The sequence below is a fragment of the Novosphingobium sp. genome, assembly GCF_020852455.1.
Taxonomy (GTDB): Bacteria; Pseudomonadota; Alphaproteobacteria; order Sphingomonadales; family Sphingomonadaceae; genus Novosphingobium.
In genome coordinates this window covers 225,668-244,111 of the sequence record NZ_JADZAT010000015.1, presented here as the reverse complement: position 1 = coordinate 244,111, position 18,444 = coordinate 225,668, and the positions used below count along the sequence as shown (strand labels likewise).

Below are 18,444 nucleotides of genomic sequence, written 5' to 3'. Positions count from 1 at the left end.
ATGGCCAAGTTCCTTATCGTCGAAGCGCGCTTCTACGATCACCTCAACGACATGCTGGTCGCGGGCGCCAAGGCTGCGCTCAAGGCAGCGGGGCATCAGGTTGATGTCATCACCGTACCCGGCGCACTGGAAATCCCGGGCGCGATCTCGCTTGCCGAGCAGAGCGGCGACTATGAAGGCTATGTCGCGATCGGCGTGGTAATCCGGGGTGAAACCTATCACTTCGAAATCGTCGCCGGCGAAAGCGCGCGCGGGATCATGGCGCTGACCATGGACGGGATCGCGATCGGCAACGGCATCCTGACAGTTGAAAACGAAGAGCAGGCGCTGGTCCGCGCCGATCCCAAACAAAAGGACAAGGGCGGCGAAGCGGCTAAGGCCGCGCTGGCGCTGCTCGCGCTCAAGGAGAAGTTCGCATGAGCCGCCACCCCGCGCTTTCGGGCCTCAAGCTGGTGCTTGGCGGCAATGTCTTCGGCTGGACCGCCGATCAGGACACCAGCTTTGAGATCCTCGACGCCTTCTATGAGGCAGGCGGACGGATGGTCGATACGGCCGAGGTCTATTCGGCCTGGGTTCCCGGGCACAAGGGCGGCGAGAGCGAAACGGTCATCGGTGCCTGGATGAAGGATCGCGGCGTCCGCAAGGACATGCGGATTGCAACCAAGACCGGCTGGGGTATGGAACACGGCGATCTCAATCCGGCCACGCTGGAAGCGCGCCTGCAAGGTTCGTTGGAGCGGCTGCAGACCGACTATGTCGATCTCTACTACGCCCACCGCGACGATCCCACGACCCCGCAGGACGAAATGGCGCAGGGGTTCGCGGCTTTGGTCAGCGCCGGTAAGGTGCGTGAGCTTGGCGCATCGAACTTCACCGAAGACCGCCTGCGCAGCGCGATTGCCGCAGCCAAGGCCCAGGGCGTTCCGGGCTTCAGCGTGCTGCAGAACCAGTACAACCTGCTGGAACGGGGCGATTTCGATGCCGACTACCAGAACTTCTGCGTCGCCAACGATGTGGCCATGCTGCCCTATTTCGGGCTGGCGAGCGGCTATCTGACCGGCAAGTACCGCAAGGATGCCGATCTCAAGCGCTTTGTGCGCGGTGACCGGGTCAAGCAGTACCACGAAGGTCAGGGCCCTGCCCTGCTGACCATGATGGATCAGATCGCCAAGGATTGTGAGGCCACCGTGGCCCAGGTCGCCTTGGCCTGGCTGCTCGATCAGCCCGGGATTGCCGCGCCGATCGCCAGCGCAACTACCGCCGACCAGCTCGACGAACTGATCGAGGCCATCGATATCGAACTGATGCCCGATCAGAACACCCTGCTGACCAAGGCCATCAGCGCCGCGTGATCGCTACCGCCAGCCTGTTGATGGTGGCATCGGGCGCGGCCCATGCCGTCGTCAACGCGGTGGTCAAATCAGGCGGCGACAAGATGTCGAGCCGCGCGCTGGTCGATGGATCAAGCGCGCTGCTGGTTTTGCCTTTGGCGTTCCTGGTGCCCTTCCCCGCCACCGCGCTGTCGTTCCTGATCGGCTCGTTCGTGGTCCATACGGTCTATCTGATCTGCCTGGTCAAGGCCTTCGAGGGTGCGGACATGAGCGCGGTCTATCCGATCATGCGCGGCTCTGCCCCGGTGATCGCGGCCACCGCGGCGGTGCTGTGGCTACGCGATCCGATCAGCGTGCCGGTGGCGCTGGGCGCGGTGCTGGTCAGCCTGGGCACACTGGCGGTGGCCTGGTGGAACCGCCCATCGCTGCGCGCACTGGGCTGGGCACTGGCGACGGGCTTCTGCGTCGCCGCCTATACAGTGATCGATGCCAAGGGGGTGCGCGCTGCGCCTTCTGCGCTGAGCTACATGGTCTGGGTGTTCATCCTGCTTGGCTTCGGCATCGGCGCGATGTTCGCGCTGTGGCGGGGGCCACGATTCTTGGCCGAAGTCCGCGAGCAGTGGAAGCCGGGGCTGTTCGCCGGCGCCATGTCGCTGGTTACCTATGGGCTGGCGCTATACGCCTATCGGCTGGGCGATGTGCCGCGGCTTGCAGCCTTGCGCGAAACCTCGATCCTGTTCGGCGTGCTGATCGCCTGGCTGTTCCTGAAGGAACGGATCGGCAAGGCCCGGCTGATCGGTGCCGGACTAATCGCGGCGGGTGCTGCTGTGCTGCTCGGCATGGCCTGAAGCGGCACATAAGCAGCACTTCACCGGCACCAAAGCGTAACTGGCTAGGTCGATCCCTTGCTGTCAAGCGGAGCACAGCTGTCAGTGCGGCGGGCCGCGTCGGCCTGAGCGAACTGCTCGGCTGTCGGGGCCAGGCGCCGATCGAGGATCAGGCCCTGATCGAAGTTGCTGCGCACCACCTTCTCACCGTCAGGCACCGCCTGCCCCTCGCGGGCCAGCACAAAGCGGATGCCCTGCGGGAACTGCCGGGTGTCGAACACCGCGATATTGTCAGTCCGTGCGTCGAACACCGAGATCGAGACATAGCCATCGCCCGGGGTCGGCGCGGCCTGGACCAGGATCGGGCCTTGCGAAAGGTTATAGGCGCAGGTGGAATAGGCCAGGTCGGGTGACGGCCGGACCACCGCCCGCGAATCCTTTGTGGTGCGCGGTCCGAACTGGAACTGGTTGACCACGCTGCCATCCTTCGAAGTCCGCTTGATCGCGGCCCCCATGATCACGCGCGGGGTGGCCATCACCAACCCGACATGGCCGACCGCGGCGGCAGCCGCGAAGATCAGCCCCAGCTTGAGCGTGCGGTTCATGGCTTGTCTCCACAATCGAGCTTGGTCACCACCGGCATGCGAATGCTGGCATAATCGTCCTGCGCCGACTTGTCGGGCTGATAGATCCGCAAGGTGATGTCATAGTTGCCGGCGTTGCGGGTGCTGGCCCAGGCCTGCCCCTCAGGCCGGGCGTTGCCAAGTATCGCGGTCCAGTTGCCCTGACTATCCAGCTTAACTTCAGTTGAGTCGAACGATAGCGCATCGTCATCGTTGAGCGGCAGGTAGTTGTCGTCGGCATAGACCGTGACCGACCACCAGCGCCCCGGCAACGGCCCACCGCTAACCTGATAGCGGCACGCATCGCGCAGCCGCTCGCCAGCGGCATCGGTCTTGCGAGTAAAATAGATCGCCTGATCGCGGGTCAGCGCGAGGAGCCCGCTCACAGCTACCCGGGCCCGCAGCCATGGCCCGGCATCCTGCGATCCGGTCACCCGGCTGCCATACCAGCCCGAATAGCTTTCGCCGCCCATTCCTGCGGTGATCGCCCACCAGCCGCTGGCAAGGCCAGCAATGAGGCCAAGCGCAACCGTTGAGGCGGCGGCGCGGCGCGAGAGTGAGCGCGGGTCAGCCAAGGTCCATGAACTCCTTCAGCCCCATCGGCGCATAGGGCCCGATGATCAGTTGCTCGAATACACCAAAACCTTCGCCGTGCCGATCGCTGACAACCTTGCAGGGCAGCTGGACGTGGTAATTGTCCATCGATCCGGGATCGCACTGCATCAGTCCGAAATCCTCGCGCTCAACCGTCAGCGGCCCGTGGTAGAGCCCGTGGTTCCACTTTGGCGAGGTATAGCCCAGCCCGCGCATCTGGAACCGGCCGACCGGAGTCAGCGTCAGGGTTTCCGGCCCGTCCGGCCCTTCGATCACCAGCTTGCCATCGGTCGGCCAGCGGGTCCCCGCGGCCAGCGGCGAGGCCATTTCGCCCTCGGTATCGAACAATGCCTCGGCATTGGCGCCATCGGGCGCAATCACCGCGCGGGTGTTCCAGCGGTTGCCCTTGGCATCGGCATTGACGTGGAAGAACACCGAACGATCCGCGAAATTGAGCGGGGTCCATTGCCAGAAGAAGCCAGGAATGACCCCGCTGCCGTGCGGCTGTTCGTCGCGCGTGCCGACCGGGCGCACGCCCCAGCTGCGGTCGCGGGTTCCGGCTGTCCCGGGGGCGCAGTCGTGCCTGGCGCCATCGACTTCGATCCACCCGGTATAGTGGCCGTTCTGGGTCAACCGGGTATAGTCCATGAAAGTGCGCGGGCCGATCCGGTGGATGAAGCGCGGCTCTTCGATCGGAAAGGCGCGGCCGGTGAACACCAGATCGGCCTTGAGCCCTTCCCCATCGACCACCACCCGCAGCTTGTTGAGCGGTTCAAGGACTTCGATCCGGATCGGCCCGACCTGGGTATCCATCCGCTCCATCCCCAGCTCGCGGCTGGCATGGAGGTTGTACTGCACCCCGTCGCGGATCGCGCAGAAATGCGCGTCCATCACGTTAAGGTGCGGATAGACCCCCAGCGCGGCGGCGAAGAAACCCGATCCGTCCGGCGCATAGCCGTTGAAGAAATAGCGATCGTAGAAATTGCGATCGGTCCCGGCATAGGCGATTGGCTCGGGCGTCTGGTGCAGCGGATAATCGTCGCCTTTGGTCAGGACCATGGTTTCACTCCTTTGGATCGTTTGGTGCGGGGCTGGCGGCAATCTTGCCCTGGGCCGCGGCGCAAAGCTTTTCCACGCCGCCAGCAACCACAAAGACATCGCAGCGGGCGACCGCCTGGGTCCGCCCCGCCGAAACCACGCTGGCCCGGGCGATCAGCAGCTCGCCAATCGCCGGCCGGGTGTAATTGATCTTCATTTCGGCAGTGACGATCTGCCCTGACAGGCTCGACCCACCGGCATAGGTCAGCGCATTGTCGGCCAGATAGGCCAGCACTCCGCCATGAACAAAGCCGTGCTGCTGGCGCAGCTCCTGGCGGATCGGCAAGCGGATTTCCGCCTGGCCGGGCGCAAAGACGCTCAGCTCTGCACCCAGCAGCACGCTGAACGGCTGCTGCGCCAGCACCGACTGGCCGCGCGCCAGAGCGGGATCGACCGGTTCAGTCACCGCGCAGCTTCCGCAGGCTGCCATGCTGCAGCGCCAGTGCGCAGCCGCCGCGCGCCATCGACAAGAAATTGGCGTCGCCGCGCTCGGTCCGTTCGACATAGGCGGCGCTGAACACTGCGGTCGAAATGCCGTGAATCGCGCCGACCACATAGTCGTCCCAGATCGCGGAACGATCGAGCGGCACGCCGCGCGCGGTCATTTCAGCACAATAGAGATCGAGCAGCTCATCCTCATGCGCAGAACGCAGCGCATTGCCGATCCCGGTGCCCATGAAATAGCCGATGTCGGTCAGCGCATTGCCCACTGCAACGGTCTGCCAATCCAGCACCGCAATCGGTTCCGCCCCGCCCTGAACGTCGAACAGCATGTTATCCAGCCGGAAGTCGCCATGGATCAGGCACTTGACCCCGCGCTCCTGCCCGAACCAGGCCTCACGCCCCTCGTTCAGTTCCTCGCAGATCGCCATGTATTCCGGCTCAAGCGTATCGGCATAGCGTTCGCGGAAGATCGCCTGGGCATTGCCGTAAAGCGCCTTGATCTGATCGACCTGACCTTCCTTGGGTTGCAGCCAGTCGAGCCCGGTGATCGCTGCATTTTCCCAGCTGGGGGCATGCAGCCCGGCCGCCTGCCGCATCGCCTCGCGGGCATCGGCCAGTCTGCATGAATTCAGCTGGTTGCCGCCGCGCGCCGGACCAAGGTCTTCGAAGATCAGCACGAATTCAACGCCGTCCTCGGCAATCTCGGCCACCAGTGCGCGCGGAACGCGAATATCGAGCTGCGGGGCGAGCTGCTGATAGAACCCGACCTCCTTGGCATAGAGCCCGAAAGCCGCCGCTGTGCCGCGGCTCATCTGGTCGGCCGCCGGGAACTTGCCTGCCAGCGTCGCCGGGCCGGCCCCTTCGCGATCATAGGTCAGGTGGAAGCGGGCGCTGTCACCAACCTGGCCGGTGCCGATCGCTTCCCACCGCACCGCCGTGATCGTGCCGCTGTCGAGCAGACCGCCCTGTCGCAACCGGGCAGTCAACCATTCGGGCGTTACATCCGCCGGATGCGTCGGAAAATCGGCCATGCCTTCTCCTTGTCCTCTCTCTTAACCGTACGATTAAACCGCCCTTGCGCGCAAAGGCAACCGCAATCGCAGGACCGATTTGGCGAATTTCTACAACTTTTTCCCCGCACTATTCGATAATTCCACGGCAAAACAATAATATCAGGGATCGCACCCAAATGAAAAAATCGGCATGGATGGAATATGACACGGGCAATTGGTCCCCGCGTCGTCCGATGCCGGTTGCATTGCTCAGACAAGTGATCGAACGCCATGCGCCGGTAATCCATTTTCACCCTGAGGAAATTTACTTTCCCGCAGCGATCGACTGGTACCTGGCCCGAGCATTGCTGGTCGATCAGGCCACCGGGGAAGTAATCGTCAGGCATCCGACGCCCGAACAACTGCCCGAAGGCCCGGCCGATCCCTCTCGGCCAGAGGCGATGTGGTTGACGCTTGATCCGGATCTGGCCGGCCCTGCACTGGAACCTGAACTGTCCCCGCCCGACGATCCGCGCCGCGGAGATCTGGCCGGGGCCAAGGCCTATGTCCGTGCGGTCCATCACCCGATGCTGGGCGCAACCGACCTGCAGTTCTGGATGTTCTATCCCTATGACGGCCCCGGTCTGGTCCGGCTGCGTCCGTTCGCGTTCGCTGCGCGGCGGGCCGACCACCTGCTCAGCCTGTGGCCCGGCGGCATGCATGAAGCCGACTGGGAACTTGCGGTGATCCGGATCGATCACCACACCCTGACCCCGCGCGCGGTGTTCCTGTCGCAGCATCAGGGCGGCGATGCGATCATGGGCGAAGAGGCGATGGACGCGCTGGAACGCGATGTTGACGGGCGGATCCAGCTTTACGCCTCGCTTTATGGCCACGCCACCTATGCCCACGCCGACGAACGCAAGCTGTTCTACCTGTGGCGCAACATCAAGCTTTTCGGTCTGGAGATGGCGCTGGTTGACCGGCTTGAAAAGCACAGCAGCTGGAACCTGGGGGATCCGGACAACTATTCGCTGTTTTCGGCATCCTGGCACGAACCCGAGCTGCCCGAGCAGCCCTGGGTGCGCTTTGGCTGGCGCTGGGGCAGCTACGAGCCCAAGGGCGGGCGCTTTACCCGCAAGCTGGTGGATGACATCACCGCACTGCTGGAAACCCGCATGCCCAGCCTGGTGCTGATCCTGCATATCATCACGGTCGGGATCTTTGCGCTGCTGCTGGCGCTGGCTTCACGGCTGCTGGGCGGTAAATTTGGCCATCGGCTGCTGGGCAGCCTGGCCGACAATTCCGGGCCGCGCGGGCCGCGTTGGCAGCAGCACAAATGGAACGCGCTCTATGGCTTCAAACCGCCGCCCGCACAGCGCGACTGGCGTCCAGAAGGCTCCAGCCTGGGCCGACGCCTGGCCGAAGCGACCGACGGGATCTGCCGCCCGCCGGTTCGCCTGATCGGCACCGCGCTGCGCTGGCTGTTCGGCCCGATCCTGCCGAGATCTTAGGCGAGGCGCCCGAAGGCACCCGCGCCGGCATAGTGCGCGGCGTCGCCCAGTTCTTCCTCGATCCGGATCAGCTGGTTGTACTTGGCCAACCGGTCCGACCGCGCGAGCGAGCCGGTCTTGATCTGGCCGCAGTTGGTGGCCACCGCCAGATCGGCAATGGTCGCATCCTCGGTCTCGCCCGAACGGTGCGACATGACTGCGGTGTAACCATTGCGGTTGGCGATCGAGACCGCATCAAGCGTTTCCGACAGCGAGCCGATCTGGTTGACCTTGACCAGCAGCGAATTGGCCAGCCCCTGGCTGATCCCCATCTGCAGGCGCTTGGGATTGGTCACGAACAGATCGTCACCGACCAGCTGGACCGAATGGCCGATCTTGTCGGTCAGCGCCTTCCAGCCTTCGAAATCGTCTTCGCCCATGCCATCCTCGATCGAAATGATCGGATAGTCGTTGCACAGCGCGGCAAGGTAGTCGGCCATTTCGACCGGGCTGAGCGAGAGGCCCTCGCCGCTGATCTCGTACTTGCCGTTCTTGAAGAATTCGGTCGCCGCGCAGTCCAGCGCCAGCTTGATGTCACTGCCGGCCTTAAAGCCCGCCTTGGCGATCGATTCCATGATGAAGTCCAGCGCCGCACGGGTGCTCGACAGGTTGGGCGCAAAGCCGCCTTCATCGCCCACCGCGGTGGCCAGGCCCTTGTCGTGCAGGCCCTTCTTCAGCGTGTGGAACACTTCTGCGCCCCAGCGCACGGCTTCGGCCAGGCTGTCGGCGCCGACCGGCATGATCATGAATTCCTGGAAATCAATCGGGTTGTCGGCATGTTCGCCGCCGTTGATGATGTTCATCATCGGCACCGGCAGGACATGCGCCGAAACCCCGCCGACATAGGAATAGAGCGGCAGGCCGCGCGCATTGGCGGCTGCCTTGGCCACCGCCAGGCTAGTGCCCAGGATTGCATTGGCACCAAGGCGGGCCTTGTTCTCGGTCCCGTCGAGCTCGATCATGATCGCGTCGATATCGCGCTGGTCTTCGCCGTCGAGCCCCAGCAGCGCGTCCGAAATCTCGGTGTTGACGGCGGTTACCGCCTTGAGCACGCCCTTGCCCAGATAGCGATCCTTGTCGCCATCGCGCAGTTCCACCGCTTCGTGCGCACCGGTCGAAGCGCCCGAGGGGACCGCCGCGCGGCCAAAGCTGCCATCGTCCAGCAACACGTCGACTTCGACCGTGGGATTGCCACGGCTGTCAAGGATTTCGCGGGCGTGGATGTCAATGATCGCGGTCATGGCTAGTTCAACTCCTGTCGGACAGTTGGAGCGTTCCCTAGGCAGGCCCGCGCGTGGCTGCAAGTTGCAATGCAGCATGACAGGCCCTTGAAGGTGCAGTAATAGGTATCCACATTCAGATTCAGGCCCGGTTCGCGGGCAGCGAAAGGTAAAACCATGGCCAAGACCACCAAGCAGACCGTGAAAACCGTCAAGACCGCCACCAAGACCGCCGCGAAGAAGCCGGCCGCCAGCAGCGCCGCTCCCAAGGCGGCCGCAGATACTGCCGCCAAGGCCAAGTTCACCAAGGCGATCGAGGAAGCCAAGGCTGGCGCCACCGCGCTGAGCAGCGAAGCCAAGGCCAAGGCTGGCGCCTACAAGGAACAGCTTGCCGCCAAGAGCGAAGACTGGGCCGCCGATGCCAAGGATCTGGCTGCGCAGGCCAAGGACCGCGCCGGCGAACTGGCCAAGGAAGGCAAGGCCAAGACCAGCGATGCGATCGCCAGCCTGGGCAAGATCGTCTCTGAAAACGCCGGCACGATCGATGAAAAGCTGGGCACCCGCTATGGCGACTATGCCCGCACCGCCGCGCGCTCGATGCAGGAAACCGCCGCCAAGATCGAATCCAAGGACCTTGGCGAACTGGGCGACGATGCCAAGGAATTCGTCCGCAAGAAGCCGGGCCTGGCGATCGGCATTGCAGCGGTTGCCGGGTTCTTCCTGGCCCGCCTGTTCCGTGGCGGTTCGTCGGACGAAGCCTGATCGACCGGTTGACACTGGCGCTGCCGTTGCCTCTTGTCGCCGCCAATGGCCGATGAAACCCCGCCCCTGATTGCCCCCGACGCCGACGACGCGGCAGAGCGTTCGCTGGTCGATGATCTGCGCCAGATGGTCGACGATGGGCGCACGCTGGTTGAGGCCGAGCTGGCCTACCAGAAGAGCCGCGCGCTGGTGGCCGGGCAAGGTGCCAAGGGGATCGTCGGCTGGGGCGCGCTGGCGCTGGTGCTGGTGTTCTTTGCCCTGATGGCGCTGGTGATGGGGCTGCTGCTGGCCCTGTCCGAACTAGTCGGCGGCTGGCTGGCCATGGTGATCGTGGTGCTGGGCCTGCTGCTCGCGGCGGGCCTCGCCGGGATGGCGGCGGGCAAGCGCTGGGAGCGCATGTCGCGGCAATTGTCCGATAGCGAGCCAGGCTGATGAGCCCGGACGAACAACGCCTGTCCGAAGACCGCGCCAACCGCAAGGCCGCGCGCGGGCTGTTTGATCGGCGGATCGCCCAGGTCCGCGCCGACCTTGCCGCGCGCAGTGTGCCGGCCCGGATCAAGGCCAAGGCCACCGACGAGGCCGCCAAGGCGATCGAACACGGCGTGGCCGTGGCCAAGGAAAGCAAGGGCATCATCGCCGCGACCGTGGGTGCGCTGGCGCTGTGGTTCTTCCGCGCGCCGTTGCTGGCCTTTGTCAGCGGGTTGTTCGCCAGCAAGCAAGACCTGGTTCAGGATCAGGCGGATAGTACCGGCGGTGAAACCGAGGAGTCTTCTGAGAGTGAGTGAAGCCGAACAACGCCGCGAACGGGTCCGCCAGCGCATCGCCGCTTCGCAGGAACGGCTTGAGCGCGAGAGCGAGAACCTGCCCACCGTGCCGCGCCGCGATCCGCTGCCCGATGCCTATCCGCCCGAAGACTATCGCAGCCTCGCCGCCGAATACCCGCTGCTGACGCTGGCGGCCGGTGTTGGCCTGGGCCTGCTGGTCGGCGCGCTGGTGCCGAAGGGCGCTGGCGGCAAGACCGGCCGGCGTGCGATGGCCGTGGCCACAGCTGCCGCCGAACTGGGCCTGGCGCTCAGCAAGCAGGCCCGCGACAAGGCCGAACATGCCGGCCGCGAAGGGCTGGCCCGGCTTGACGAAGGCACCCAGCCGCTGCGCCAGCGTGCCACTCGCGCCGGGCATTCGGCGCGCAGCCAGGGCGTGCGGCTGGCCGGCGAGGCGATCCGGCTTGCGGCCCGCCTGCGCCGCTAGAACTACCTAGCCGCTGGTCAGGGTTGCCTAACCATCCTCTCGCTATTATGGGCGCGCATCCTCCTTCCCCGGGAACGCGACATGAGCGAACAGAAACTGCATCTGGTTATCGGCGGACGCGTCAAGGACCCTCAGGGCCTTGATTTCGTCAACCTTGAAGAAATGGACTACGTCGGCGTCTATGGCGACTATGCCAGCGCTGAAGAAGCCTGGCGCGGCGCCGCCCAGCGCACGGTTGACGATGCCGAAATGAAATATGTGGTGGTGCACCTGCACCGCCTGCTCCAGCCCGACATGCTGAAGCGCTGATAGACAAAGGCCCCGGATTTCCGGGGCCTTTTCGTATCAGATGAATTCGATCTTCTCGACCACGTAGAACCGATCCCCGGCCGGGACCGAGACCTCGATCTCGTCCTCAACCCGGCGCCCGATCAGCGCCCGGCCCAGCGGCGAATTATAGCTGATCCGCCCCACCTTGGCGTCCGCCTCATACGGGCCGACGATCTGGTACTTCACCGGCTTGTCATCGTCATCCAGCAGGGTGACGGTGGCACCGAAGATGATCTTGTCGCCCGAAAGCGTTGCCGGATCGACGATCTGCGCGCGGCTGACCTTGTCTTCCAGATCGGCGATCGTCGCTTCGACCTGGCCCTGGCGTTCCTTGGCGGCATGGTATTCGGCGTTTTCCGACAGGTCACCGTGAGCGCGCGCTTCCTCGATCGCATCGACGATCTTGGGGCGTTCCTCGCGCAGCGCCTTCAGCTCGGCAATCAGGCGTTCATAGCCTTCCGCCAGCATCGGCAGCTTTTCGACACTTGCCATCGTTCCTCGTCCTCCTGCCGCGCCCTCCGCAGTGACTAGTTCCCTTCCCCGCGCCATCGGGGCTGCGGGTTCGGCCAGTCGCGATGGAAGGGAGAGCGCGATTGATCAGTGGCTGTAATAGTCCTGCAACGAACGCACTTCAAGCTTAGTTTGCCGCAGTGCAGCAATCGCCTCCGCCGCCGCCACGGACGCCGCTGCGGTGGTATAGTAGGCAACTTTGCCCGACAGCGCCGACCCGCGGATCGATTGCGAATCCTTGAGGCTCTGCCAGCCTTCGGTGGTGTTGAAGATCAGGCTGACATCGCCGTCGATGATCCGGTCAACGATGTGCGGCCGCCCTTCGGCCACCTTGTTGACCCGCTCAACCGGCAGGCCAGCCTCGGCCAGATAGCGCTGGGTGCCGCCCGTGGCGATCACGCTGAAGCCGTTTTCGATCAGCTGGCGCACTGCCGGCAGGATCACCGGCTTGTCGCTGTCCTTGACCGAGACGAAGGCCACCCCGCCTTCGGGCAGGCGCGCACCGGCACCCAGCTGGCTCTTGGCGAAGGCGATCGGGAAGTTGGCGTCGATCCCCATCACTTCGCCCGTGCTCTTCATCTCTGGCGACAGCACCGGATCGACCCCGGGGAAGCGTGCGAAGGGGAAGACGGCTTCCTTGACCGCCATGTAATCAAGATCGCGCTTGAACGGCGGGAAGGTGGAAAGCTTCTCGCCCGCCATCACCCGCGCGGCAATCTTGGCGACCGGCTGGCCGATCGCCTTGGCGACGAAGGGCACCGTGCGGCTGGCGCGCGGGTTCACTTCGATCAGATAAACCTCAAGCTGTTCAGAGCCGTCCTCGCGACGGTTGGCCTTGACCGCGAACTGGATGTTCATCAGCCCTTTCACGCCCAGCGCCATGGCCAGCGCTTCGGCCTGACGCTCCATCTCGGTGATCACTTCGGCGGGCAGGCTGTAGGGCGGCAGGGTGCAGGCGCTGTCGCCCGAGTGAATCCCGGCCTCTTCAATGTGCTGCATCACCCCGGCGACCACCACCTGATCGCCGTCACACAGCGCATCGACATCGCACTCCACCGCATCGCGCAGGTACTGGTCGATCAGCACCGGGCTATCGCCCGAAACCGAAACCGCCGTGGTGATGTAGTCATCAAGCTGCGCGACGCTGTCGACGATTTCCATCGCCCGCCCGCCCAGCACATAGCTGGGGCGCATCAGCACCGGGAAGCCGATCCGGTTGGCCACCGCAACCGCCTCGTCGCGGCTGCGCGCGATGCCGTTGGCCGGCTGCTTGAGCTTGAGGTCGTTGACCAGCTTGGCAAACCGCTCGCGGTCCTCGGCCAGGTCGATCGCGTCGGGCGAAGTGCCCAGGATCGGGATCCCGGCATCTTCCAGCGTCTGCGCCAGCTTCAGCGGGGTCTGCCCGCCGAACTGGACGATCACGCCCTTGAGCGTGCCCTTCATCTGCTCAACCCGCAGGATTTCCAGTACGTCTTCGCCAGTCAGCGGTTCGAAATAGAGCCGGTCAGAGGTGTCATAGTCGGTCGAAACCGTTTCCGGGTTGCAGTTGACCATGATCGTTTCATAGCCCGCCTCATCCAGCGCGAAGCAGGCGTGGCAGCAGCAGTAATCGAACTCGATCCCCTGCCCGATCCGGTTCGGCCCGCCGCCCAGGATCACGATCTTCTGGCGGTCGCTGGGAGCAGCCTCGCATTCAGGCTCACCAAACAGCGGACCTTCATAGGTCGAATACATATAGGGCGTCACCGCCTCGAATTCGGCGGCGCAGCTGTCGATCCGCTTGAACACCGGATGGACGCCCAGACGCGCACGCAGCGCGCGCACTTCTTCCTCGGTGGTCGCCCCGGCCATCGCGCGCAGCGCATCGTGGAGCAGGCCCGAGCGCCGCGCGGCAAGCGTTTCGCCCAGCCCGCCCGCGACCCCGACCCCGCGCACTGCCAGAATCGCCAGCCGCTTGTCGGAAAAGCCCATCGCCTTCAGGCGGCGCAGTCCGGCGGCATCGGTCGGCAGGCCGTTCTCCATGATCGCGGCCTCTTCGGCGACGATTTCGGCGATGTGGCGCAGGAACCAGGGATCGAAATGGGTGATCGCCTGAACTTCTTCGATGGTGAAGCCTTCGCGAAAGGCCTGGGCCACCACCAGCAACCGGTCAGGCGTCTGCTGCGACAGCGCCGCCGTTACCGCATCGCGCCCCGCACCTTCCAGGTGGAGCATGCGGTTAAACCCGTCGAGCCCGGTTTCGAGGCCCCGCAGCGCCTTCTGGACCGATTCCTTGAAGTTGCGGCCAATCGCCATCACTTCGCCGACCGACTTCATCGCGGTGGTCAGCAGCGGTTCGGAGCCCTTGAACTTTTCAAAGGCAAAGCGCGGAATCTTGGTGACGACATAGTCGATCGTCGGCTCGAAACTAGCCGGGGTCGCCCCGGTGATCTCGTTGGTGATCTCGTCCAGCGTATAGCCGACCGCCAGCTTGGCGGCGACCCGGGCAATCGGGAAACCGGTGGCCTTCGATGCCAGCGCCGAGCTGCGCGAGACGCGCGGGTTCATTTCGATCACGATCAGGCGGCCATCCTTGGGATTGACCGCGAACTGCACGTTCGACCCGCCGGTTTCGACCCCGATCTCGCGCAGCACGGCAATGCTGGCGTTGCGCATGATCTGGTATTCCTTGTCGGTCAGCGTCAGCGCCGGGGCGACGGTGATCGAATCCCCGGTGTGGACGCCCATCGGATCGACATTCTCGATCGAGCAGATGATGATGCAATTGTCGTTCCGGTCGCGGACGACTTCCATCTCGTACTCTTTCCACCCCAGCAGCGATTCCTCGATCAACACTTCGGTGGTGGGCGAGGCATCGAGCCCCGAACGCACGATCAGCTCGAACTCGGCCTTGTTGTAGGCCACCCCGCCGCCGGTCCCGCCCAGGGTAAAGCTGGGGCGGATGATCGCCGGCAGCCCGGTGGTTTCCAGCACCGCAAAGGCCTCATCGACGGTATGGGCCACGCCCGAGCGTGCGCTTTCCAGCCCGATCTTGTCCATCGCATCGCGGAACCGCAGCCGGTCTTCGGCCTTGTCGATCGCATCGGCATCGGCGCCGATCATCTTGACCCCGTACTTCTCCAGCGTGCCATCGTTGAACAGCGCCAGCGCGGTGTTCAGCGCAGTCTGCCCGCCCATCGTCGGCAGCACGGCATCGGGCCGCTCCTTCTCGATGATCGCCGCGACCACATCGGGCGTGATCGGCTCGACATAGGTGGCGTCGGCCATGTCCGGATCGGTCATGATCGTGGCGGGATTGGAGTTGACCAGGACCACCCGGTACCCCTCCTCCTTCAGCGCCTTGATCGCCTGGGTTCCGGAATAGTCGAATTCGCAAGCCTGGCCGATCACGATCGGACCGGCACCAATGACGAGGATCGAAGAGATGTCAGTGCGTTTGGGCATTGGGGGTCAAGGCTCGATTATCTGGCTGGATGAAAACACGCGGGCGTGATCGAGGAAGTCTTTGCTGTCGATGCTGTACTGCAGCGGGATCGTGATGACCTCGATCGCCAGCTTGCCATGCTGGCCGCGCACGGACTGGCGGTAGAAGGCCCAGAACTTGGCGGCATCGTCGGTGCGGCGCACCAGCAGCATCACGTCCGGTTCACCCTTGTCACCCTTGCTGCGGGCGGTGGTGTAGCCGGCGGACTTCGCAGCCGCTTCGAACTTTGCCATCGGCGGCTCGTCACCGGTGGCGATCAGCCCCAGCGTGAAGGACGGGCGCTTCTGCCCCCGGATCCGCGACATGATGCCCACTTCGGCCGGCTTGGACAGGTGATCCTGGCCCCAGACCCGCGCCTTGTCGAGGTAGCCCTCCTTGGTGGTATCGGTATCGAGCGGGAGCACGATCATCTGCAGCGTCACCGCGCCATGGCGGCCCGCGCGCACCTGATCGTAAAACGCCCAGACCTTGTCGTGATCGCCATCGCCCGGGACGATCATCATCACTTCGTCCTGCCCGGCGGCGTTCTTCGAACGCCCGGTCTTGTACCCCTCGGCCTTGGCCGCGGCTTCGAACGCCTGCTTGGCGCTTTCGCTGCCGGTAGCCAGCAGGGCCAGCGCCTGGACCTGCTGGTCCTCGCCCGCGATCGCGGCAAAAACCTGCGCGGCCAGCGGCTGCGCCGCCAGCCCCAGCCCAAGCGGTGCCAGCAGCAGGGCAAGGCGAAGGATCAGTCTAGACATGGCAATGTTCCACTTCCTTGAGAGGAGAAGCACTTACGTGGCGCGTTGCGATACCAGCGCGTTTGGTCATTATTCATCAATCTGATCTAATTTGAATTTTTCAACAATTCTCGAGGCCGTAATTCGCTCATGAATACCGAACAGATAAATCGAAGGCGACGTGCGCCGTTGAAACTGTCCGACGTGATCATGCGGATACCCCTGTTCGTCCTGCCTGCTGCAATGACGTGGTATTTCATCCTCAACGACGGATATATTCCAGCCAAGAGCGGGGGCAAACTCTACTACTCTGATCGACCGTTTGCGTTTCTGTTCGTCGTTGGCACCGTCACCATGATGGCAGCGCTGTTTTCTGGGCTCACCATATGGAGTTACAGAAAGGGACGTTGAATCGAAGATCGATCGCCTCCTCACTTCAACATCCCCACAAACCGCTCAAACAGATAGAAACTGTCCATCGGCCCCGGGCTCGCCTCGGGATGGTATTGTACGCCGAAGGCCTTCTTGCCCTTGATTGCGATGCCGCAGTTGCTGCCGTCGAACAGCGAGACGTGGGTTTCGACCACGTTGTCGGGCAGCGAGCTGTTATCGACCGCAAAGCCGTGGTTCATCGAGGTAATCTCGACCACGCCGTCTTCCAGCCGCTTGACCGGATGGTTCGCGCCGCGGTGGCCCTGGTGCATCTTGACCGTCCTGGCGCCCGCCGCCAGCGCCAGCATCTGGTGGCCCAGGCAGATCCCGAACACCGGAATATCGCGGTCGAGCAGGCCCTGGATCACCGGCACGGCATATTGCCCGGTCGCCGCCGGATCGCCCGGTCCGTTGGACAGGAACACCCCGGCCGGCTTCAGCGCCAGCACGTCCTCCAGCGCAGTGCCCCCCGGCACCACGGTAACGTGCGCCCCGGCATGGTCGAGGCTGCGGAAAATGTTGTCCTTCGCGCCGAAGTCCATCGCCACCACGTGGGGACGCGGGCTGTGGGGCGAGCGGGCATAGCCCTTGCCCAGCGCCCAGGTGCCGCCTTCCCATTCCTGGCTGGCATTGCGGCTGACCACGCGGGCCAGGTCCATCCCTTCCAGCCCGGGCCATTCCTGCGCGCGCCGCAGCAGCTCCGGCAGGTTGAACTTGCCGTCCTTGCTGTGCGCGATCACCGCGTTGGGCGCGCCAGACAGGCGGATCCGGCGGGTCAGCGCGCGGGTATCGAGGCCGGCGAGGCCGATCTTGCCCTTGGCTGCCAGCCAGTCTTCAAACTTGCCGGTCGCGCGGAAATTGCTGGGCGCGGTCACGTCTTCGCGCACAACGCAGCCGACCGCGCCTTCAACCGCGCTTTCGACGTCTTCCTCGTTCACCCCGACATTGCCGATGTGCGGAAACGTGAAGGTCACCACCTGCCCGGCATAGCTGGGATCGGTCATGATTTCCTCATAGCCGGTGATCGCGGTGTTGAAGCACACCTCGCCCACCGCGGCGCCTTCCGCGCCAAAGCCCTTGCCCCAGGCGACGTGACCGTCGGCAAGCACAAGGACTCCCGTCGCACCCGCGGGTTGGGGTGCGTGCAAAGAGGCGGCGTCGGCCATTCGGGGGGCGCTCCGTTCAGGGGTTTCCAGCGATGTTGCTAAGGCTCGGCGGCTAGACCCCTAACCCCCCAGCGTCAACCTATGAAAAGGAGAATCTTTCGGCTAGGCAGCTTCTTTCCCCAGAACACAAACCTATTCGAAGGATTCCGATGCTCCGCGATACGATCAAGGCCGCCCAGGTCAGCGCAATGAAGGCCGGCGACAAGCCGCGCCTGGCCGCCGTCCGGCTCATTCTCGCCAAGCTCAAGGACAAGGATATCGAACTGCGCACCGCCAGCAATGTACCCGATGACGATGTGCTGGTGGTCGATGTGCTGCAGAAGATGGCCAAGCAGCGCCGCGAATCGATCACCCTCTATGAACAGGGCGGACGCCACGAACTGGCCGAGGTCGAAAAGAGCGAACTGGCGGTGATCGAGGAGTTCCTGCCCGCGATGATGAGCGATGACGATGTGAAAGCCGCAATCGCCGCGATCATCGCCGAACTGGGCGCTGAAGGCATGAAGGACATGGGCAAGGTGGTCGCCGCGCTCAAGGCCAGGCATGGCTCGCAGCTGGATATGGGCAAGGCCAGCGGGCTGGTGAAGGCGGCTTTGGGATGAGGCTGCACTTAGGTGTCTCGACTTCGGCCTGCGGCCTGCGCTCGACACGAACGGAACTTGCATTGATACCCATTACCCAAAGTCCGTTCGTGTCGAGCGAAGTCGAGACACGCGAAGCGTGACATGGCCTTCTGGTGCTACATCCTGCGTTGCGCTGACGGAAAGTATTACACCGGCCACACCGATGACCTCGACCGGCGCATTGCCGAGCACCACACCGGCGGCTTTTGCACGTTCACCTCGAAGCGCCGCCCGATCGAACTGATCTGGTGCGCTGATTTCCCAACGCGATACGAAGCTCTCGACGCAGAGTTGAAGGTCAAGAAGTGGTCCCGCGCCAAGAAGGAAGCTTTGGCGGCCGAGTGCTGGGAGCGAGTTTCCTATTTCGCCAACCCGCCGAGTGAGCGCAAGGGACCGCCGCCGGGCAAAAGTGTCTCGACTTCGCTCGACACGAACGGAGGTGGGGTTTAAACTTGGTATCTACCCACTTCCGTTCGTGTCGAGCGGAG

General features: G+C 64.1%; 22 protein-coding genes. 12 read left to right on the top strand and 10 right to left on the bottom strand.

Annotated elements, in window-relative coordinates:
• From ribH to IT549_RS08755, 3 genes are read left to right on the top strand one after another with little or no spacing between them, the layout of a single operon-like run.
• On the top strand, window positions 1–420 hold the full coding sequence (ribH, locus tag IT549_RS08765) for a 6,7-dimethyl-8-ribityllumazine synthase (RefSeq protein WP_292972076.1): 420 nt from the start codon (window positions 1–3) through the stop codon (window positions 418–420).
• Window positions 417–1,352, top strand: a complete 936-nt coding sequence (locus tag IT549_RS08760; protein ID WP_292972073.1) for an aldo/keto reductase — start codon at window positions 417–419, stop codon at window positions 1,350–1,352. Before ribH ends, IT549_RS08760 begins: the two co-directional genes overlap by 4 nt.
• On the top strand, window positions 1,349–2,179 hold the full coding sequence (locus tag IT549_RS08755; RefSeq protein ID WP_292972070.1) for a DMT family transporter: 831 nt from the start codon (window positions 1,349–1,351) through the stop codon (window positions 2,177–2,179). Before IT549_RS08760 ends, IT549_RS08755 begins: the two co-directional genes overlap by 4 nt.
• 44 nt (window positions 2,180–2,223) lie before the next feature.
• Here the strand turns inward: IT549_RS08755 and IT549_RS08750 are convergent, their stop codons facing one another.
• From IT549_RS08750 to IT549_RS08730, 5 genes are read right to left on the bottom strand one after another with little or no spacing between them, the layout of a single operon-like run.
• Entirely contained in the window at window positions 2,224–2,763 is a 540-nt protein-coding gene (locus IT549_RS08750) for a DUF1254 domain-containing protein (RefSeq protein ID WP_292972067.1), read from the bottom strand.
• Window positions 2,760–3,356 (bottom strand): DUF1214 domain-containing protein, encoded by a 597-nt coding sequence (locus IT549_RS08745; protein WP_292972065.1) that lies wholly within the window; start codon window positions 3,354–3,356, stop codon window positions 2,760–2,762. Before IT549_RS08745 ends, IT549_RS08750 begins: the two co-directional genes overlap by 4 nt.
• Complete coding sequence (locus IT549_RS08740; protein WP_292972063.1) at window positions 3,349–4,434, bottom strand: hypothetical protein; 1,086 nt, start codon at window positions 4,432–4,434, stop codon at window positions 3,349–3,351. The genes IT549_RS08745 and IT549_RS08740 overlap by 8 nt, the downstream gene beginning before the upstream one ends.
• Before the next feature lie 4 nt (window positions 4,435–4,438).
• On the bottom strand, window positions 4,439–4,879 hold the full coding sequence (locus IT549_RS08735; protein ID WP_292972061.1) for a PaaI family thioesterase: 441 nt from the start codon (window positions 4,877–4,879) through the stop codon (window positions 4,439–4,441).
• Window positions 4,872–5,948: a phosphotransferase gene (locus IT549_RS08730; protein ID WP_292972059.1), complete on the bottom strand. Its 1,077-nt coding sequence runs from the start codon at window positions 5,946–5,948 to the stop codon at window positions 4,872–4,874. Before IT549_RS08730 ends, IT549_RS08735 begins: the two co-directional genes overlap by 8 nt.
• Window positions 5,949–6,106: 158 nt before the next feature.
• On the opposite strand from IT549_RS08730, the gene IT549_RS08725 reads away from it, so the two are divergent.
• Window positions 6,107–7,423 (top strand): Vps62-related protein, encoded by a 1,317-nt coding sequence (locus tag IT549_RS08725; protein WP_292972057.1) that lies wholly within the window; start codon window positions 6,107–6,109, stop codon window positions 7,421–7,423.
• Here the strand turns inward: IT549_RS08725 and eno are convergent.
• Complete coding sequence (gene eno / locus IT549_RS08720) at window positions 7,420–8,703, bottom strand: phosphopyruvate hydratase (RefSeq protein WP_292972054.1); 1,284 nt, start codon at window positions 8,701–8,703, stop codon at window positions 7,420–7,422. The genes IT549_RS08725 and eno overlap by 4 nt on opposite strands.
• Window positions 8,704–8,859: 156 nt before the next feature.
• Between eno and IT549_RS08715 the strand changes: the two genes are divergently transcribed.
• From IT549_RS08715 to IT549_RS08695, 5 genes are all read left to right on the top strand, one after another.
• Entirely contained in the window at window positions 8,860–9,444 is a 585-nt protein-coding gene (locus tag IT549_RS08715; RefSeq protein WP_292972051.1) for a hypothetical protein, read from the top strand.
• A gap of 45 nt (window positions 9,445–9,489) precedes the next feature.
• Window positions 9,490–9,876 (top strand): phage holin family protein, encoded by a 387-nt coding sequence (locus IT549_RS08710; RefSeq protein WP_292972049.1) that lies wholly within the window; start codon window positions 9,490–9,492, stop codon window positions 9,874–9,876.
• Window positions 9,876–10,229, top strand: coding sequence for a hypothetical protein (locus IT549_RS08705; protein WP_292972047.1), 354 nt, complete (start codon window positions 9,876–9,878; stop codon window positions 10,227–10,229). Before IT549_RS08710 ends, IT549_RS08705 begins: the two co-directional genes overlap by 1 nt.
• Entirely contained in the window at window positions 10,222–10,692 is a 471-nt protein-coding gene (locus IT549_RS08700; protein WP_292972045.1) for a hypothetical protein, read from the top strand. The genes IT549_RS08705 and IT549_RS08700 overlap by 8 nt, the downstream gene beginning before the upstream one ends.
• A gap of 81 nt (window positions 10,693–10,773) precedes the next feature.
• Window positions 10,774–11,001: a DUF4170 domain-containing protein gene (locus IT549_RS08695; RefSeq protein ID WP_292972043.1), complete on the top strand. Its 228-nt coding sequence runs from the start codon at window positions 10,774–10,776 to the stop codon at window positions 10,999–11,001.
• Window positions 11,002–11,037: 36 nt separating this feature from the next.
• Here IT549_RS08695 and greA read toward each other — a convergent pair whose 3' ends face one another.
• The 3 genes from greA to IT549_RS08680 all read right to left on the bottom strand — a co-directional run bounded on the left by greA (window position 11,038) and on the right by IT549_RS08680 (window position 15,756).
• Window positions 11,038–11,514 (bottom strand): transcription elongation factor GreA, encoded by a 477-nt coding sequence (gene greA / locus IT549_RS08690; protein ID WP_292972041.1) that lies wholly within the window; start codon window positions 11,512–11,514, stop codon window positions 11,038–11,040.
• Between the two features lie 105 nt (window positions 11,515–11,619).
• Window positions 11,620–14,976, bottom strand: a complete 3,357-nt coding sequence (gene carB, locus IT549_RS08685) for a carbamoyl-phosphate synthase large subunit (RefSeq protein ID WP_292972038.1) — start codon at window positions 14,974–14,976, stop codon at window positions 11,620–11,622.
• Between the two features lie 6 nt (window positions 14,977–14,982).
• Complete coding sequence (locus IT549_RS08680; protein WP_292972036.1) at window positions 14,983–15,756, bottom strand: hypothetical protein; 774 nt, start codon at window positions 15,754–15,756, stop codon at window positions 14,983–14,985.
• 129 nt (window positions 15,757–15,885) lie between these two features.
• Here IT549_RS08680 and IT549_RS08675 point away from each other — a divergent pair, with 129 nt between their 5' ends.
• Window positions 15,886–16,146 carry a hypothetical protein gene (locus IT549_RS08675; RefSeq protein ID WP_292972033.1) on the top strand — a complete coding sequence of 87 codons (261 nt, stop codon included), beginning with the start codon at window positions 15,886–15,888 and terminating at the stop codon, window positions 16,144–16,146.
• Between the two features lie 20 nt (window positions 16,147–16,166).
• Here IT549_RS08675 and carA read toward each other — a convergent pair whose 3' ends face one another.
• Entirely contained in the window at window positions 16,167–17,333 is a 1,167-nt protein-coding gene (gene carA, locus IT549_RS08670; protein ID WP_292972031.1) for a glutamine-hydrolyzing carbamoyl-phosphate synthase small subunit, read from the bottom strand.
• 149 nt (window positions 17,334–17,482) lie between these two features.
• Here carA and IT549_RS08665 point away from each other — a divergent pair, with 149 nt between their 5' ends.
• Together IT549_RS08665 and IT549_RS08660 are read left to right on the top strand one after the other, a co-directional pair.
• Complete coding sequence (locus IT549_RS08665) at window positions 17,483–17,935, top strand: GatB/YqeY domain-containing protein (RefSeq protein WP_292972029.1); 453 nt, start codon at window positions 17,483–17,485, stop codon at window positions 17,933–17,935.
• A gap of 123 nt (window positions 17,936–18,058) precedes the next feature.
• A complete protein-coding gene (locus tag IT549_RS08660) occupies window positions 18,059–18,406 on the top strand; it encodes a GIY-YIG nuclease family protein (RefSeq protein WP_292972027.1) in 348 nt (115 codons plus the stop codon).
• Window positions 18,407–18,444 lie beyond the last annotated feature (38 nt).

Coding starts and splice junctions, on each gene's coding strand:
- IT549_RS08705 (WP_292972047.1), top strand. CDS start 9,876: ATGAGCCCGGACGAACAACGCCTGTCCGAAGACCGCGCCAACCGCAAG.
- IT549_RS08680 (WP_292972036.1), bottom strand. CDS start 15,756: ATGTCTAGACTGATCCTTCGCCTTGCCCTGCTGCTGGCACCGCTTGGG.
- eno (WP_292972054.1), bottom strand. CDS start 8,703: ATGACCGCGATCATTGACATCCACGCCCGCGAAATCCTTGACAGCCGT.
- IT549_RS08750 (WP_292972067.1), bottom strand. CDS start 2,763: ATGAACCGCACGCTCAAGCTGGGGCTGATCTTCGCGGCTGCCGCCGCG.
- greA (WP_292972041.1), bottom strand. CDS start 11,514: ATGGCAAGTGTCGAAAAGCTGCCGATGCTGGCGGAAGGCTATGAACGC.
- carB (WP_292972038.1), bottom strand. CDS start 14,976: ATGCCCAAACGCACTGACATCTCTTCGATCCTCGTCATTGGTGCCGGT.
- IT549_RS08710 (WP_292972049.1), top strand. CDS start 9,490: ATGGCCGATGAAACCCCGCCCCTGATTGCCCCCGACGCCGACGACGCG.
- IT549_RS08675 (WP_292972033.1), top strand. CDS start 15,886: ATGAATACCGAACAGATAAATCGAAGGCGACGTGCGCCGTTGAAACTG.
- IT549_RS08760 (WP_292972073.1), top strand. CDS start 417: ATGAGCCGCCACCCCGCGCTTTCGGGCCTCAAGCTGGTGCTTGGCGGC.
- IT549_RS08695 (WP_292972043.1), top strand. CDS start 10,774: ATGAGCGAACAGAAACTGCATCTGGTTATCGGCGGACGCGTCAAGGAC.
- carA (WP_292972031.1), bottom strand. CDS start 17,333: ATGGCCGACGCCGCCTCTTTGCACGCACCCCAACCCGCGGGTGCGACG.
- IT549_RS08725 (WP_292972057.1), top strand. CDS start 6,107: ATGAAAAAATCGGCATGGATGGAATATGACACGGGCAATTGGTCCCCG.
- IT549_RS08665 (WP_292972029.1), top strand. CDS start 17,483: ATGCTCCGCGATACGATCAAGGCCGCCCAGGTCAGCGCAATGAAGGCC.
- ribH (WP_292972076.1), top strand. CDS start 1: ATGGCCAAGTTCCTTATCGTCGAAGCGCGCTTCTACGATCACCTCAAC.
- IT549_RS08660 (WP_292972027.1), top strand. CDS start 18,059: ATGGCCTTCTGGTGCTACATCCTGCGTTGCGCTGACGGAAAGTATTAC.
- IT549_RS08715 (WP_292972051.1), top strand. CDS start 8,860: ATGGCCAAGACCACCAAGCAGACCGTGAAAACCGTCAAGACCGCCACC.
- IT549_RS08730 (WP_292972059.1), bottom strand. CDS start 5,948: ATGGCCGATTTTCCGACGCATCCGGCGGATGTAACGCCCGAATGGTTG.
- IT549_RS08740 (WP_292972063.1), bottom strand. CDS start 4,434: ATGGTCCTGACCAAAGGCGACGATTATCCGCTGCACCAGACGCCCGAG.